This window comes from Kitasatospora sp. NBC_01300 (assembly GCF_041435235.1).
Taxonomy (GTDB): domain Bacteria; phylum Actinomycetota; class Actinomycetes; order Streptomycetales; family Streptomycetaceae; genus Kitasatospora.
On sequence record NZ_CP108408.1, the window covers coordinates 3,077,019 to 3,092,162 of the forward strand.

Below are 15,144 nucleotides of genomic sequence, written 5' to 3' on the forward strand. Positions count from 1 at the left end.
CGTCACCCGGTGTTCGCTCCCCGACCGGCTCCGCCGGGCCCGGGGAGCGGGCTCAAGCGCTCCACCCCACGTCCTGGAAGCGCGGCCAGCCGTACCCCCAGACCCCGGCGCCGGCGACGCCCGCCCGGACGCCGACCAGCTCCGGCCGCTGGTAGAGCGGCACCGAGTGGCCGAGCTGCCAGATCCGCACGTCCGCCTCCTGGAGCAGGCCGAGCCGGGCGGCCGGATCGAGCTCGGCGGTGGCACGGTCGAAGAGCCGGTCGATCTCCTCGGTTCCGCTGCGGGCGTAGTTGCTGCCGACGTCGAGGGTGCCGTCGGCGTCGGGCCGGGGCTTGGCGTAGACGGGCCGCTGCTCGCTCGCCGGGCTGGTGCCGGCGGGCCAGGAGAACAGGGCGAGGTCGTACTCCCCGGCGGCCAGCTGCTCCTGGACGAAGGTGCCGGCGGACGCGGTCACGGCCTTCACCTCGACTCCGGACTCGCCGAGGTCGGCGGTGAGCGCGTCGGCGGTGCGCTGGGCGGTCGCGGAGCCGGCCGGGACGAGCAGGGTGAGGGTGAGCTCCTTGTCGTCCTTGGTGCGGGTGCCGCCGTTGTCGGGCCGCTTCCAGCCCGCCTCGTCGAACAGCCGGGCGGCGTCGGCCGGGCCGGCGGCCGCGCTGTTGTCGCGGTAGCCGTCCTGGTCGCCGGCGAGCAGGTGACTGCCCAGCGGGGCGCCGGGCAGGCCGAGCGGGGTGAGCGCGGCGTCGGCGATCCGCCGCCGGTCGACGGCGCGGGTCAGGGCGAGCCGCAGGGCCGGGTCGGCGAGCGGGCCGTGGGCGGAGTTGAGGGTGAGCTGGGTGAGCGAGGCGCCGACGGCCCGGTGCACGATGACGCCGTGCAGCCCCTCGGCCCGCCGCAGGGCCAGCGCCGCGGCCTCGGGTGCGGCGGGCGGGGGCGCCGCCTCGGCGGTCGGCGTACCGGCGGCGTCCGGGGTGGCGGTCGGCGTGGCGGTCGGTGCGGCGGAGGCGGTGGGCGTGGCGGAGGCGGCCGGGGCGGACCCGGGCACCGCCTGGTCCACCGCCGCGGTGAGCGGGGCGATGTCCAGCCGGTTCTGGTCGAGCGCGTCCAGCCGGCCCTCCGGCGGCGCGGCGATGAACTCGATCCGGTCGGTCTTCGGCTGGTCCCCCCACCACCGCGGGTTGCGGGTGAGGACGACCTGCCCGGCCGCGGCGTCGTAGCCGGAGACGGTGTACGGCCCGGCGCTCAGGTGCTCTCCGCCGGTCAGCGCCCGGTTGAACGCGGCCGGGGTGGCCGTCTCGGCCGCCGGGTAGAGCGGGCCGAACAGCGAGCGCCATTCGGCGTACGGGCGCCGGAAGGTCACCCGGACTTCGTGCGGGTCGGCGCCCTGGGCGATCGCGTCGATGGCGTCGTACCCGGCCGGGCGGCCGCCCTGGTAGGCCGGGTCGAGGCCGGAGAGGGCGGTCCGCTGGGCGGTCAGGTCGGCGGCCGTCAGCGGGGTGCCGTCGCTCCAGACCGCGCGCGGGTTGAGCCGGTAGGTGACGACCTGCGGCTGCTGCCCGGGCGGGGTGGACTCGGCGCCGGCCAGGTAGTCCGGGTCGGGGACGAGCCGGCCGTGCCCGTCGGGCCGGAACAGCGAGGGGTAGAGGGCGTGTGCGAGCAGTGCCGAGTCGGCGGTCGCGGCGCCCTGGTAGACGTTGAGCGTGGCCGGGACGCCGTCCACGGCCCAGCGCAGCCTGCCGCCGACCCGGACGGCGTTGCGGTCGGCGGTCCGGACGTCCCCGGTGCCGGAGGTGGGGTCGGCCGAGGCCGGCGCGAGGCCGGGGGTACGGGCCGGATCCCGGCCGTCGGAGCAGCCGCCGAGGCCGGCGGCGAGCAGCAGCGCGACGGCTGCGGAGGTGAGCTGGCGGACGCGCATGGCGGCCATGGAACGCCGTCCGGGCGCCCGGACGCGGGCCGACACGGCGGACCGCCCGCCGACTGCACCCGGACGGCCGAACCGCCGAGGGCCTCCAGCCGCCCTAGAGGCCCAGCTCGAACCAGACGATCTTGCCCTTGGGCGTCCGCCGGCTGCCCCAGCGCTCGGCCAGCAGGCTGACCAGCTGCAGGCCGCGCCCGCCCTCGTCGGTCTCCTGGGCGCGCCGCTGCCGGGGCTGGGCGTAACCGTCGTCCCAGACCTCGCAGACCAGGCCGCGATCGCGCAGCAGCCGCAGCCGGATCTCGCCCCGGCCGTGCTTGAGCGCGTTGGTGACCAGTTCGCTGACCAGCAGCTCGGTGGTGTCCACGAGCTCCTCCAGGCCGCGGGTCAGCAGCCAGCTGCAGGCCAGCTCACGGGCCTTGGCGACGGAGGTGGGCTCGGGCGGCAGGAACCAGTTGCCGACGGCGTCCTCGGGGAAGGCGTGCACCTTGGCCATCAGCAGGGCGATGTCGTCCTCGCCGTGGTGCGGGTTGAGCTCGCCGAGGACGTGCTCGCAGAGTTCTTCGAGGCCCTTGCCCTTGGCCGACAGCGCGGTGCGGAAGCCGCGCAGGCCCTCGTCCAACTGGTGCTTGCGGCTCTCCACCAGGCCGTCGGTGTAGAGGCCGAGGATGGCGCCGTCCGGGAGGGTCAGCTCGACCTCCTCGAAGGGCTCGCCGCCGACGCCGAGCGGCAGGCCGGGCGGGACGTCGAGCATCCGGGCGGGCTCACCGGGGCTGAGCAGGACGGGCGGCAGGTGGCCGGCGTTGGCGATCCAGCAGCGCCGGGTGACGGCGTCGTAGACCGCGTAGACGCAGGTGGCCAGGTAGACCTCGCGGGCCTCCTCGTCGGCGGCGGAGGTGAGCCGGCCGTACGGGGTGGGCGGGCCGGCCGGCACGGTGTCGCCACCGAGGCCGCGGGCGATCTCGTCGAGGGCGGTGAGCACCTCGCCGGGCTCCAGGTCGAGCATGGCGAGGGTGCGGACGGCGGTGCGCAGCTGGCCCATGGCGACGGCGGCGCGCAGGCCGCGCCCCATCACGTCGCCGATGACCAGGGCGGTGCGGTTGCCGGGCAGCGGGATGACGTCGAACCAGTCGCCGCCGACCTCGGTGTTGTTGTTGCTGGGCAGGTAGCGGCAGGCGATCTCCAGGCCGCTGGCGGCCGGGTTGCCCGGGGGCAGCAGGCTGCGCTGGAGGATCAGGGCGCGCTCGTGCTCGCGGCGGTAGAGCCGGGCGTTGTCGATGCAGACGGCGGCGCGGGCGACGAGCTCCTCGGCGATGGCGACGTCGCGGGCGTCGAAGGGCTCGCTGCCGATCGCGCGGGAGAGCTGGACGAGGCCGAGCACCTGGTCGCGGGCGACCAGCGGGACGATCAGGGTGGAGCGCAGCAGCGGGTCGGGCCCGGGCTCGGGGACGACGCTGCGGCCGGTGCGCAGCGCCCGGGCGTGCGGGGAGCGTCGCGGGTAACAGAGGGTGCCGCCGGCCTCGGCGATGGGCAGGCCGGTGACCGAGCCGAGCACCGAGGAGGCGCCGCCGATGACGCTGGAGACGGCGACCCGGCGCAGTTCGCCGCTGCCGTCGGTGAGCACGGTGTCGCCGAGCCGGCCGGCGCTGGGCACGCTCTCGCCGGAGAGCAGCGCGGTGTACAGGTCGACGGTGGCGAGGTCGCAGAACGGCGGGACGACGACGTCGAGCAGTTCCTTGGCCGTGGTCTCCAGGTCGAGGGTGGAGCCGATGTGCGCGCTGGCCTCGTTGAGCAGGGCGAGGTTGCGGCGGACGCCGTCGGCCTCGCGCTCGGCGACGTGCCGGCTGGTGACGTCGGAGACCTGCCCGGCGACGCCGATCGGCTGTCCGGCCGCGCCGTTGAGGCGGTACAGCGAGACGGCCCAGAGCCGGTTGCCCTCGCGGGTGGGGACGGCGCCGTGGAAGCGCAGGTCGAACACGGGCTCGCCGGTGGCGAGGACCTTGCGCAGGGCGGCGCTGAGGCGGTCGGCCTCGGACGGTGGGAAGAGGTCGTGCGGGGTGAGGCCTTCGAGGTCGGTGGGGGCCAGGCCCATGCCGGAGGCGAAGGCGTCGTTGACCCGCTGGAGGCGCAGCCGGTCGTCGAACAGGATGAAGCCGGTGGGCGTCTGCCCGAAGACGGCCTCGGAGGCGGCGAGGTCGGTCTCGACCCGGCGCAGCCGGCCGAGGTCGACGGCCAGGCAGGTGGCGCCGGCGGTGGGCAGGGCGCTGTCGGGCATCAGGTACAGCTCGGCGAGGCCCTCGCCGCCGACGGCGTCCCGGTAGGGGGTGGTGCCGACCCACTCCTCGCCGGCCAGGGCGCGTTCCAGCCGGGCGCGTCCGCGCTGCCAGAGCTCGCGGGGGACGAAGGTGGTGATCGGGTCGGCGCCGACGGCGTCGGGGGCGGGGACGCCGAAGAACTCGGCGGCGCGCTCGCTCCACTGGCTGATCCGGCCGTCGGGGCCGATGGTGAAGGTGGCGACCCGGATGTAGTCGTAGATCGACCCGGGGCCGCCCACGCCCCACGGGTGGTTCGCGGCCCCCGGGTGGTGACCGAGGCCCACGGGGCCCGCGCCGGGCGGGTCCGCCGGCGTGGGCAGGTGCGGTGAACCGGCCTGCCCGGGCACGACAGCATGACCGCTGCTGCTCGGCGCGTTACGCGCCGGGGTGCTGTTCAACGGACCGACCCCTCCAACCCGCGACCGTCCGGATGTCGAGAAGACCGAGTATTCATCATCGAGGGGTACGTTCACACGCCCTCAACATCACAACATCAGATCGGGCGAAGGTTTTTGTCCTACCGCCCGCGCAACCACAATGCCACGTCCGCGCCCCCTTCCGGGCTGCGCGCTCCCCCCGGCCACCTGCTGGCATATGCGGTTCCGTCCTCCTCGCCCCCGCTCGGGCTCGCGCCCCCGACCCGCTGCGCTCCCTATGACTCGTCGGGCTCATTACCCGGCAGCGCCTGCTCGAACCAGACCACCTTGCCGATGCCCTCGGCCCGGGCACCCCAGTGCAGCGCCAGCCGGCGGACCAGTTCCAGGCCCCGGCCGCCCTCGTCGGCCTCGGCCGCGTGCCGCTCCCGGGGCGGCTCGGGCAGCGGGTCGGAGATCTCGACCAGCAGCGTCTCGCCGAGCGTCAGCCGCACGCCGATGGGGGCGCTGGCGTACCGGACGGCGTTCGTGACCAGCTCGCTGACCAGCAGCTCCGCGGTGTCGGTGAGCTCCTCGACGCCCCACTCGGCGAGCGTGGAGCGGACCAGCCGGCGGGCCCGGGAGACGGCGGTGGGCTCGGCGGGCAGGGTCCAGCCGGCCGTCGGAGTACCGGCCTGGCCGTGGCCGAGCCGGGCCAGCAGCAGCGCGACGTCGTCCGGCTCGCGGCCCTGTTCCATGGTGTCGAGCACGGCCTCGCAGGCGGCCTGGATGGAGGCGTGCGGCTCCTGGAGCACGGTGACCAGCCGGCCGAGGCCGACGTCGAGGTCCTTGTCCCGGGACTCGACCAGGCCGTCGGTGCAGAGGGCGAGCAGGCTGCCCTCGGGGATCTTCAGTTCGACGGATTCGAACGGGACGCCGCCGACGCCGAGCGGGGCGCCGGAGGGCAGGTCGAGGATCCGGCCGGCGCCGCCGCGCAGTGGGCCGCCGGTCCGGGTCGGCTCCCCGCCCTCCTCGCCCGGCACCACCAGGACGGGCGGGATGTGCCCGGCCTTGGCGACGGTCAGTCTGGCCGTCCCCGGGTCGAACACCGCGTAGATGCAGGTGGCGAGCAGCGCCTCGTCCGGGCCCTGGGCCAGGTCGTCGGCCAGCTCGTGGACGTGCCGCAGCAGGACGTCCGGCGGCAGGTCGAGGGCGGCCAGCACCCGGACGGCGGTGCGCAGCCGGCCCATGGTGGCGGCGGCCCGCAGGCCGTGGCCCATCACGTCGCCGACCACCAGCGCGGTGCGGTCGCCGGGCAGCGGGATGACGTCGAACCAGTCGCCGCCGACCTCGGCGCCGCTGCTGCCGGGCACGTACCGGTAGGCGACCTCGACGCCGGTGGGCTGCGGGACCTGCTGCGGGAGCAGGGTGCGTTGGAGGGTGAGCGCCGCGGTGCGCTCGCGGGCGTACAGCCGGGCGTTGTCCAGCGAGCTGCCGGCCCGGTCGGCCAGCTCGACGGTGAAGGCCAGGTCGTCCCGGTCGAAGCCCTCCCGGTAGCCGCCCCGGCTGACCAGCAGCAGACCGATCACGATGCCGCGGGCGCGCAGCGGGACGACCAGCATGGAGTGCACGCCCAGGTCGTGGGCGGCCTGCGTCTTCGGGTCGCCGGGGTACGTCACGTCGTCGAGCTGGTCCGCGCCGGAGAGCAGTTCGGGGACGCCGGTGCGCAGCACCCGGCCGCAGGCGGAGTCCTCGGCGAAGGTGATCCGGGCGCCGCGGCGGAGCATCACCTCGACCTCGGGGCCGTCCTGGACGGAGGCGGTGCCGAGCTGGAGCAGCGAGGTGCGGCGGTCGTGGCCGTGCCGGGGCAGGTCGTCACCGTGCGCGACGGCCTGCAGCAGGATCACCGCGGAGTGGTCGGTGAGCCGGGGGACGACGGAGCTGGCGAGCTCCTGGGCGATCCGGGCGGCGTCGAGCAGGTCCCCGACCCGGGAGCCGAACTCGTTGAGCAGCGAGAGCCGGCGCCGGGCGTGTTCGACCTTGGCGACGGCGCGGTAGCGCTCGGTCACGTCCATCACGGTGCCGGAGATGCCGAGCACCCGGCCGGAGCGGTCGGTCATCCGGCTGTAGGAGATCGAGCGGTAGCCGGAGCGGGCGGTGACCGGGGAGGCGAGGGTGACGTCGATGACCGGCTCGCCGGTGGCCAACACCTGGCGCTGGATCGCGGTGATCTCGTCGGCGGCCCGCTCGGGCAGGGTCTCGCCGGTGGTCCGGCCGACGTGGTCCTCCAGGGCGACGCCGTTCATCGCGGCCAGGGTCTGGTTGACGGCGGTGTAGCGCAGCTCGGTATCCATGATCGCGATGCCCAGCGGGGACTGCTCGAACAGCGCGTCACGGACGGCGAGGTCGTGCTCGACGGCCCGGACGGCGGCCGCCTCGGCCATGTTGACCTGGAGGAACGGGGTGCCGTCGCCGTCCACCAGGAGGGAGATCCTGGCATCCACCGCGATCGGCACGCCGTCCCGGTCGCGCAGTTCGGCGTTGCCGGCCCAGCGGCCGTGGCGCAGGGTGTCCTGGATCGCGGCCCGGATCCGGCCGACCTGCTCCTGGTCGGGGATCAGCTCGTCGATCCGGCGGCCGACCAGCAGCTCGTTCGGCCAGCCGAGCAGTTCCTCGGCGGCCGGGCTCCAGAGCACCACCCGGCCCGCGGTGTCCAGGATCGCGATGGCGACCTTCAGCATGTCGAGCAGACTGCCCTCGGCCGGCGCGCCGGGGCCGTACGGGGCGTCGGACGGCCCGCCGGGGAACGGCCGGGCGGGCCGGCTGCGCAGGCCGGGCTGGGGGCCCGGGTCGGAGACGGGGACGGCCAGGGTCGGCGCCGGCTGGTCGGGCCGCGGGGCTTCGGGGGCATCGGCGGCGTCCCGCCGACGGCGGCCGGCCGACGGCTGCGGGGCGGCGGGCCCGGCGCCCCGGCGCAGCCGGACACGGGCGGCTGCGCTCCCCGCGGCGCCTGTCCGCCGTGCTCCTCCGCCGCCGTTCCCGGTACTCGACACCGACGGGGCCTCCGGCTCTGGTCGGGATCGGCGTCGCCGGCTGGGGCGGCTCACCGATGGTGACGAATAGTGCCGAAAAGTGACATACCCAGCAGAACCCAGGCTATCCCGGCCGCCGGGTCGTCTTGTCTGATTGACCTACCCCGTACCCCGCGCGTCGCACACCGGCTCAGGCCGCCCTATGCATGGAGCAACCGGGCGACGTGCGGCAGGACGTCGCGGTCGTGCTCGATCCAGTCGACGCTGTCCAGCTCGGCCGGGCCGAGCCAGCGCAGCTCGTCGTGGTCCTCCAGCGGACGGGGGTCGCCGGCCAGCAGCTCGGCCGTCCAGAAGCGCAGCTCCAGCCCCGGCCGGACGCTCCACGCGCCCGGCAGCCGCTCCAGCGCCCGCGCCCGGACGCCCAGCTCCTCCAGCAGCTCCCGCTCCAGCGCCTGCGCCTCGGTCTCGCCGGGTTCGGCCTTCCCGCCCGGGAACTCCCAGCGCCCCGCCACCGCCGCGGGCGCGCTGCGCCGGGCGGCGAGCACCCGGCCCCCGTGGATGAGGGCGCCGCCGACGACGATCCGGGGCTCGACGGTGTTCTCGCTCGCCTTGTCCATGGGCCCGACCCTAGGGCGTGTCCGGCCCCTCGCCGTCCGCTGCCTCGGCCTCGGCCTCGACCCAGTACAGCTGCTTGTGGCCGCGGGCCTCGAACTCGGCCGCCAGCCGCTCCGCCGCGACGCGGTCGAGCCCGGCCGCGACCAGGAAGCGGTTGCCGTTGTCGTCCTGCCGCATCACCCGAAAGGCGCTCATGGCGGGGAGCGTATCCCCGGCCTGCGTGGGGGTCGGGCCGGGGATCCGCCCCCACGACGCTACGGGCGGCTCGCTACCGGCAGGTACGGGTGCGGTTAACGGCGGGTAACCCGGCCGCGCCCGGCGGCCCGGACCCCTCGGTGGATCAGCCCCCTCGACGGCCCGGACCCGTCAGCGGCTCAGGCCTGGAGGTCGGGCACCTGCTCGCCGGTGGACAGGCCGAGCCCGCGCCGGATCTCGATGCTGAGCGGCACCGACTTGGTCACCAGCGCCCGGGCCCGCCGGACGTCGCCCTCCAGGTCGTCGCCGGAGGCCGCCGCGTCCCAGGCGGTGGCGGCCGCCTCCTGGGCCGCGGCCAGCTTGCGGACCGCCGGCTTGACCTCGGCCGGCCACGCCACCGACGCCCTGTTCAGCGCCGCGGCCTCCGCGTGGGAGGCGGTGGACATCCGCCGGGCCCAGGTCCGGTACTCGGACGACGCGTCCGCGAAGCCCTTGCTCGGCTGCTCCGCGTAGGCGTCGTTGAAGCCCCGGACGGCCTCCAGGTAGGCCAGCTGGGCGGGGTTCAGGCTGCCCCGGTCGGTGCGGACCGTCCCCAGGTGCTCGCCGTCGCGGTCCTCGAACGCGCAGGTGACGTAGCGGTCGCCGGACCTCCAGTTGCCCCGGGTCGGGTAGAGGTAGACGTCGTCCATGCCGTCCGGGATCGCCCACTGGTCGAGGGCGTAGTCGTCGAGCACCGTGCGGCACAGTTCGGCGGCCCGCAGGCGGACCGTCGCCTCGCCCGGGTAGGACGGGCCGTCGCTCGCGGGGATCCGGGCGGTGCCGGCCACCTCACCGTGGTGCGGGGCCGAGCACGGCACCCGGCGGACCCAGTAGAGCGTCTCGTCCCCGCCCTCGGGGTCGGCCCGGCTGCCGTTGTCGGGGGTGTTGTAGCAGTCCCCGGACTTCAGCGCGGCCCACGGGACGGACCCGGCCGGAGCCTTCACGGACTGGCCGAACCGGCCGCTGTCGGGGGACTCGAAGGCCGAACCGGCCACCACGAGCGACAGCAGCACCGTGCCGACCACCCCGAGCACCAGGCCGGTCAACGCCATGCCGAAGCCGCGCTCCTTGTGGCGGTTGATCTGGACCAGCGCGATGATGCCGAACACCAGGGCCACCGGCGCCACCACGACCAGGCCGGTCACCAGGGCGGCGACCGCGAAACCGTTGGTGACGGGGGCGGGCCGGGGGTAGGGGAAGCCGGGCTGGAGGCCGGACTGCGCGGCGGGCGGCACCGACGCCCAGCCGCCGGCGGGCAGCGGCGGGGGCGGTGGCTGCGGCGGGGCCTGCGACCGGGACTGCGACGGCAGGGGCGCGGCCCACGGGTTGGCGGGCTCGGGCGGGAGGGGCGGCACGGGCGGGACGGCGGGCGCGGGCGGGACGGCGGGGCCGGGCTGGCCGGGTACCGCGACCGGCTCGGGCTGCCCGGGCTGCGCCTGCTGCTCCGGCTGGTCCGTCCACTCCGACTGCCCCGCCCGCTCGGCCTGCTTCGCCGGCGCGGCCTCGTGGGCCGGTGTACGGGGATCGGCCGCGGGCGACTCCGGCCCCGGCGCGGGCGGCTCGGACGCAGGCTTGGACACGTGGACTCCCCCGGCCCGCCGGTACGGGCATCGACTCGGCAGCTCGACTCGTCGGCTCGCCCCCTCCAGCAACGGGCCGGACGGGCCCGAACGGCCCCGGTACGAGCGGACGCGCGACTTTACCCGATCTTTCCGAACGCCCGCGCGGGCGTTTCTCCCACCCCGCCGCCCGTCCCGCTCCCCATCCCGCCGCCCGGCCCCGCCCTCGGCCCGTCGCCGGCCCGGCCCCCGGTCAGCCGCGCGCCAGGATCTCGCCGTGCAGCATGGAGAACCAGCCGTCCCCGGCGGCGCTCCACTCCCGCCAGCCGGCCGCGATCCGCGCCAGTTCGGCCTGGTCCGCGAAGCCCCGCTCCACCGCCGTCCGGCCGATGGCGGAGCCGGTCACCCGGTCCGCCCACATCCCGCCCCACCAGGCGCGCTGCTCGGGCGTCGCGTACGTCCAGGTGGTGGCGCTCGCCGCGATGTCGGTGAAGCCCGCCGCCCGCGCCCAGGACAGCAGCCGCCGCCCGGCGTCCGGCTCACCGCCGTTGGCGCGGGCGATCCGCTCGTACAGCTCCAGCCAGCGGTCCAGCGCGGGCGCCTCGGGGAACCAGGTCATCGACGCGTAGTCGACGTCCCGGGCCGCGACCACACCGCCCGGCGCCGCGACCCGGCGCATCTCACGCAGCGCGGCCACCGGGTCGGCCACGTGCTGCAACACCTGGTGAGCGTGCACCACGTCGAACTCGCCCTCCCGGTAGGGCAGTTCGTGGACATCGGCGACCTCGAACACGACGTTGGACAGGCCTCGGCCGGCCACGTAGGCGGCGGCCTGCTCCAGCACCTCGGCGGAGGTGTCCACGGCCACCACGCGACCGTCCGGGCCGACCAGCTCGGCCAGGTCGGCGGTGATCGTGCCGGGCCCGCAGCCGATGTCCAGCAGCGCCTGCCCGGGGCGCAGTTCGGGCAGCAGGTAGGCGGCCGAGTCGGCCGCCGTCCGGGAGCGGTGCGAGCGCAGCACGGCCTCCTGGTAGCCGTGGGTGTAGACGGTGTCGGGCTGCTGTCCGGTCATGGCGTCCCCCTGGGGAGTGGTCGGTTTCCGCGATGCCTTCGACGCTAGTGGACGTTCCGCATTCCGAGAAGATTCGTCTCACCTGTCGATCACCCGGCGACCGCAGCACCCCCGCCGGCCGTACCGTGGGGGCGCACCCGAGAGAACGGTCCCCCCGCCCATGCCCGGCCAGCGCCCCTTCGTCCTGCTGAGCGCCGCGATGTCCCTCGACGGCCACCTCGACGACGCCTCCCCCGACCGCCTGCTGCTCTCCAACCGGGCCGACTTCGACCGGGTCGACGCCGAACGCGCGGCCGCCGACGCCGTCCTGGTCGGCGGCAACACGCTGCGCGCCGACAATCCGCGCCTGCTGGTCAACGACCCCGCACGCCGGGCCGCCCGGCTCGCGGACGGCCGCGCCGAGTACCCGCTGAAGGTGACGCTCAGCGCGAGCGGCGCGCTCGACGCCGGCCTGCGCTTCTGGCACACCGGCGGCGCCCGGCTCGCCTACACCACGGACGCCGGCGCGACCGTGCTGCGGCCCCGCCTGGACGGGCTGGCCGAGGTGGTCGCGCTCGGCGGCGCGGTGGACCTCGGCGCGGTGCTGGACGACCTGGGCGCGCGCGGGGTGCGCCGGCTGATGGTCGAGGGCGGCGGCGGCGTGCACACCCAGTTCCTGGCCCAGGGCCTGGCGGACGAGCTCCAGCTGGCGGTCGCCCCGCTGCTGGTCGGCCAGGCCGAGGCGCCGCGGTTCGTCCGCCCGGCCGCGTTCCCGGGTGGCCCGGCCCGGCGGATGCGCCTGCTGGAGGCACGTACGGTGGACGACGTCGTCCTGCTCAGGTACGCCCCGAAGGAGCCCGCCCCGTGACCGGAGCCCGTCCCGCGACCACCGACCTCGACCACCTGCGCCGGGCCGTCGAACTCTCCCGCCGCTGCCCGCCGTCCGCGACGGCCTTCTCGGTCGGCGCGGTGATCGTCGGCGCCGACGGCGAGGTCCTGGCGGAGGGCTACAGCCGGGAGGGCGACGCGCACGACCACGCCGAGGAGGCGGCCCTCGGCAAGCTCCCGGCCGGCGACCCGCGGCTGCGCGGGGCGACCGTCTACAGCTCGCTCGAACCGTGCGGACAGCGCGCCTCGCGGCCGGCGCCGTGCGCCCGGCTGCTGATCGCGGCGGGCGTGCCGCGGGTGGTGGTGGCCTGGCGCGAGCCGGACCTGTTCGTCACCGACTGCCAGGGCACGGCCCTGCTGGCGGCGGCCGGGGTCGAGGTGGTGGAGCTGCCGGAGCTCGCCGAGGCGGCCCGCGCGGTCAACGCCCACCTGCTCGGCTGATCTTTTGTATCATCGGGGAACAAAGAGCTCGTCCTTCCTTGCCCGAGGAGCAGCCCCATGCCCGCCACACCCCTCCAGCTGACCGCTCGCGCCCTCCTCCTGGACATGGACGGCACCCTGGTCAACTCCGACGCCGTGGTCGAGCGCTGCTGGCACCGCTGGGCCGAGCAGCACGGACTCGACCCCGTCGCCGTACTGGCCGTCGCCCACGGCCGCCAGGGCCACGCGACGATGGCCGAACTGCTGCCCGACCGCCCGGTGGAACTCAACCTCGCCGACAACCGGCAGATGCTCGCCGCCGAGCGCGCCGACACCGACGGCGTCGTCCCGATCCCCGGCGCGGGCGCCTTCCTCGCCGCCCTGGACGGCCTGCCGCACGCCCTGGTCACCTCCGCCGACGAACCGCTCGCCCGGGTCCGGATGGGCGCCGCCGGCCTCCCGATGCCGCCCGTCCTGGTGACCGCCGAGTCCGTCGGCGCCAGCAAGCCCGACCCGGAGGGCTTCCTCAAGGGCGCCGCCGCCCTCGGCTTCGCCCCCGCCGACTGCCTCGCCTTCGAGGACTCCGACGCCGGCATCACGGCCGCCCGCGCCGCCGGCATCCGCGTCATCGGCATCGGCCCCCGCGCCGCCGCCCACCGACCGGACGCCCACGCCGCCACCCTCGACGACGTCACCGTGACCACCACCCCGGACGGCACCCTGACCGTCAGCATCCGCCCCTGACCGGGCCGGCCGCACCGCCCGGATCCCGTTGTGTACACATGGAACACTCGGTACCCTTGAGCGCATGACGCAGCCCTTGCCCATAGAGTCCATCCGCGACGTGCGCGCGCACCTGGCCGAGGTCGTGGAGCGCGCCGACCGGGACGACGTACCCACGGTGATCACGCGCCGAGGCAAAGAAGTCGCCGCCGTGGTGTCCATCGAGGTACTTCGGAAGTACCAGAAGTGGGAAGAGCGCGAGATCAACCGGATCATCGACGAGCGCATGGCGAATCCCGCAGCCGGCATCCCGATCGAGGACGTCATGAGGGAGACGCTGGCGCGCAATGAGTGAGTTCCGGACGGTCTTCCGGCCCGAGGCTCAGGCCGAACTCCGGAAGATCCCTCGCGACATGGCGCTGCGCATCCTGGCCAAGCTGACCGAGTTGGAGACCGATCCCCTCGGCTTCAACACCACTGCGCTCGTCTCCCAGCCCGAGCGTCGCCGCCTACGCGTCGGCGACTACCGCGTCGTCTACACGATCGACAACGGGGAACTGGTGATCTGGGTCGTCCACGTGGGACACCGATCCACCGTTTACGAGGCCTGATGGCCGCCGACCCGGAGCCAGAACATCAGCACCCGTCCAGCACGGTGACACGGAAGGGGTCGGACTCGACAGAGCCCGACCCCTTCCGACCTGCACATTTGCCAGACTGGCGAAGCGCCGCCAAGTCACCGACTAGACGTTGAAGCGGAACATCGCACGACTGGCCTCCTGCCCAGTGTTTCCAAGGGTTCCGGCACTTCCGCCGGTCACCACTCACCACGGAGTCACCACCCCGCCGAGTAGTCACCACTCAGGCCACCGCACGAAGGGTGACCTTCGGGCGCAAGGCTGCCTGCATCACCTGACGGCAGCGCTCCGGCGCTTCGGCGGTCAGATGGCCGTAGATGTCAGCCGTGACCTTGATGGACCGGTGACCGAGCCATCGGCTCACTTCGAGGATGGGCACGCCACCGGCAAGGGCCGTACTGGCGAAGAAGTGGCGGAGCGAGTGAGGCGTGTAGCCGCTGCCTTCCAGCCCGGCGGCCTTGAGAGCCTTGTTCCAGTGATAGCCGAAGGTCGAAGCCGTCGGGATGTACCCCTTGCCGCGCTCACGCGGTGAGAACAGCACTTCGACGCCTTCCACGGTCACCGTTCCCCAGTGAGCAATGTGAGCGTCGATCTCGTCAGCCAGGAACGGAGCCACCGGAACATCCCGGTACTCGTCCGCCGTCCGGTGCTTGAGCGGCACCAGCCGCGTACGGCACCCCTCGGTGTTGGCCTTGCTGCTGATCTGCCGACGCAGACGCACGAAGCCGTCACGCTTGCACTCGGCCGAGAAGCCCAGAGCCTCACTGATCCGCAGCCCGGCACCGGCCATCAGCCACACCGCCAACTGGTACTGCGGCGACATGGCCGCAGCGATGGCGTTGACCTCAGCCAGCGTCGGAACCTCGTCCGGGTCCACGGCGTCTGTCCCGGCCTTGAGCGGCTTCAAGCCCTTGCATGGGTTCTCAGGGATGCGCTTCTCATCCACGGCTGCGCCCAACATCGCGGACAGCACGCCGAGCCGATCGTTCACCGTGGACGCTGCGAGCTTCTTGGCCATCGTCGCCTGCAACGCCTTCACGTCTGCCAACGTGACACCGAGGATGGTCTTCCGGCCGAGCGCCGGTATCAGGTGGTTGTCGATGAACCCCTGATAGTTCCTCCGGGTGGACTCGTTCACCACGTGCCGCGACAGCCAGTCGGCCGACCACACGTGCACCGGCACCTTGCCCCGCTCCGGGTCGAGGAACACGCCCTCGTTCTTGTCGTTCTCGACCTTGAGCGCGAAGGCGTCGGCATCCTTCTTGAGCCGGAACGACTTCTCACGCTTCCGGCCCTGCCTGCCTCCCGGCTCCCGGTAGCGGACGGTCCACGGGTGACCGCACTTCGGGGTGTTGCACTCGCACTTCTTCAGGACACTTGCCACTGAGGTACTCGCCTTACTCG

General features: G+C 74.6%; 11 protein-coding genes and 1 pseudogene. 4 read left to right on the top strand and 8 right to left on the bottom strand.

The genetic code is table 11. From position 1 onward, the window contains the following. Positions 1 to 52 precede the first annotated feature (52 nt). The 7 genes from OG556_RS13535 to OG556_RS13565 all read right to left on the bottom strand — a co-directional run bounded on the left by OG556_RS13535 (position 53) and on the right by OG556_RS13565 (position 11,092). On the bottom strand, positions 53 to 1,912 hold the full coding sequence (locus tag OG556_RS13535; protein WP_371517241.1) for an ABC transporter family substrate-binding protein: 1,860 nt from the start codon (positions 1,910 to 1,912) through the stop codon (positions 53 to 55). Between the two features lie 103 nt (positions 1,913 to 2,015). After that, entirely contained in the window at positions 2,016 to 4,625 is a 2,610-nt protein-coding gene (locus tag OG556_RS13540) for a SpoIIE family protein phosphatase (protein WP_371517242.1), read from the bottom strand. Between the two features lie 254 nt (positions 4,626 to 4,879). After that, positions 4,880 to 7,633: a SpoIIE family protein phosphatase gene (locus OG556_RS13545; RefSeq protein WP_371517243.1), complete on the bottom strand. Its 2,754-nt coding sequence runs from the start codon at positions 7,631 to 7,633 to the stop codon at positions 4,880 to 4,882. 179 nt (positions 7,634 to 7,812) lie between these two features. Continuing rightward, entirely contained in the window at positions 7,813 to 8,229 is a 417-nt protein-coding gene (locus OG556_RS13550) for an NUDIX domain-containing protein (RefSeq protein WP_371517244.1), read from the bottom strand. Positions 8,230 to 8,239: 10 nt separating this feature from the next. Beyond that, a complete protein-coding gene (locus OG556_RS13555) occupies positions 8,240 to 8,422 on the bottom strand; it encodes an SPOR domain-containing protein (protein WP_371517245.1) in 183 nt (60 codons plus the stop codon). A gap of 179 nt (positions 8,423 to 8,601) precedes the next feature. After that, positions 8,602 to 10,041 carry a DUF4190 domain-containing protein gene (locus OG556_RS13560; RefSeq protein ID WP_371517246.1) on the bottom strand — a complete coding sequence of 480 codons (1,440 nt, stop codon included), beginning with the start codon at positions 10,039 to 10,041 and terminating at the stop codon, positions 8,602 to 8,604. 232 nt (positions 10,042 to 10,273) lie between these two features. After that, a complete protein-coding gene (locus tag OG556_RS13565) occupies positions 10,274 to 11,092 on the bottom strand; it encodes a methyltransferase domain-containing protein (RefSeq protein WP_371517247.1) in 819 nt (272 codons plus the stop codon). Positions 11,093 to 11,252: 160 nt separating this feature from the next. Here OG556_RS13565 and OG556_RS13570 point away from each other — a divergent pair. The 4 genes and pseudogenes from OG556_RS13570 to OG556_RS13585 all read left to right on the top strand — a co-directional run bounded on the left by OG556_RS13570 (position 11,253) and on the right by OG556_RS13585 (position 13,713). Beyond that, a pseudogene (locus OG556_RS13570) lies at positions 11,253 to 12,400 on the top strand (dihydrofolate reductase family protein). Positions 12,401 to 12,457: 57 nt separating this feature from the next. Beyond that, positions 12,458 to 13,123: an HAD-IA family hydrolase gene (locus tag OG556_RS13575; protein ID WP_371517248.1), complete on the top strand. Its 666-nt coding sequence runs from the start codon at positions 12,458 to 12,460 to the stop codon at positions 13,121 to 13,123. A 64-nt stretch (positions 13,124 to 13,187) separates the two neighbouring features. Continuing rightward, complete coding sequence (locus OG556_RS13580) at positions 13,188 to 13,457, top strand: type II toxin-antitoxin system Phd/YefM family antitoxin (RefSeq protein WP_371517249.1); 270 nt, start codon at positions 13,188 to 13,190, stop codon at positions 13,455 to 13,457. Then, positions 13,450 to 13,713 carry a type II toxin-antitoxin system RelE/ParE family toxin gene (locus OG556_RS13585; RefSeq protein ID WP_371517250.1) on the top strand — a complete coding sequence of 88 codons (264 nt, stop codon included), beginning with the start codon at positions 13,450 to 13,452 and terminating at the stop codon, positions 13,711 to 13,713. Before OG556_RS13580 ends, OG556_RS13585 begins: the two co-directional genes overlap by 8 nt. Before the next feature lie 250 nt (positions 13,714 to 13,963). On the opposite strand, the gene OG556_RS13590 is transcribed toward OG556_RS13585, so the two are convergent. Beyond that, positions 13,964 to 15,124: a tyrosine-type recombinase/integrase gene (locus OG556_RS13590; protein ID WP_371517252.1), complete on the bottom strand. Its 1,161-nt coding sequence runs from the start codon at positions 15,122 to 15,124 to the stop codon at positions 13,964 to 13,966. Between the last annotated feature and the right edge of the window lie 20 nt (positions 15,125 to 15,144).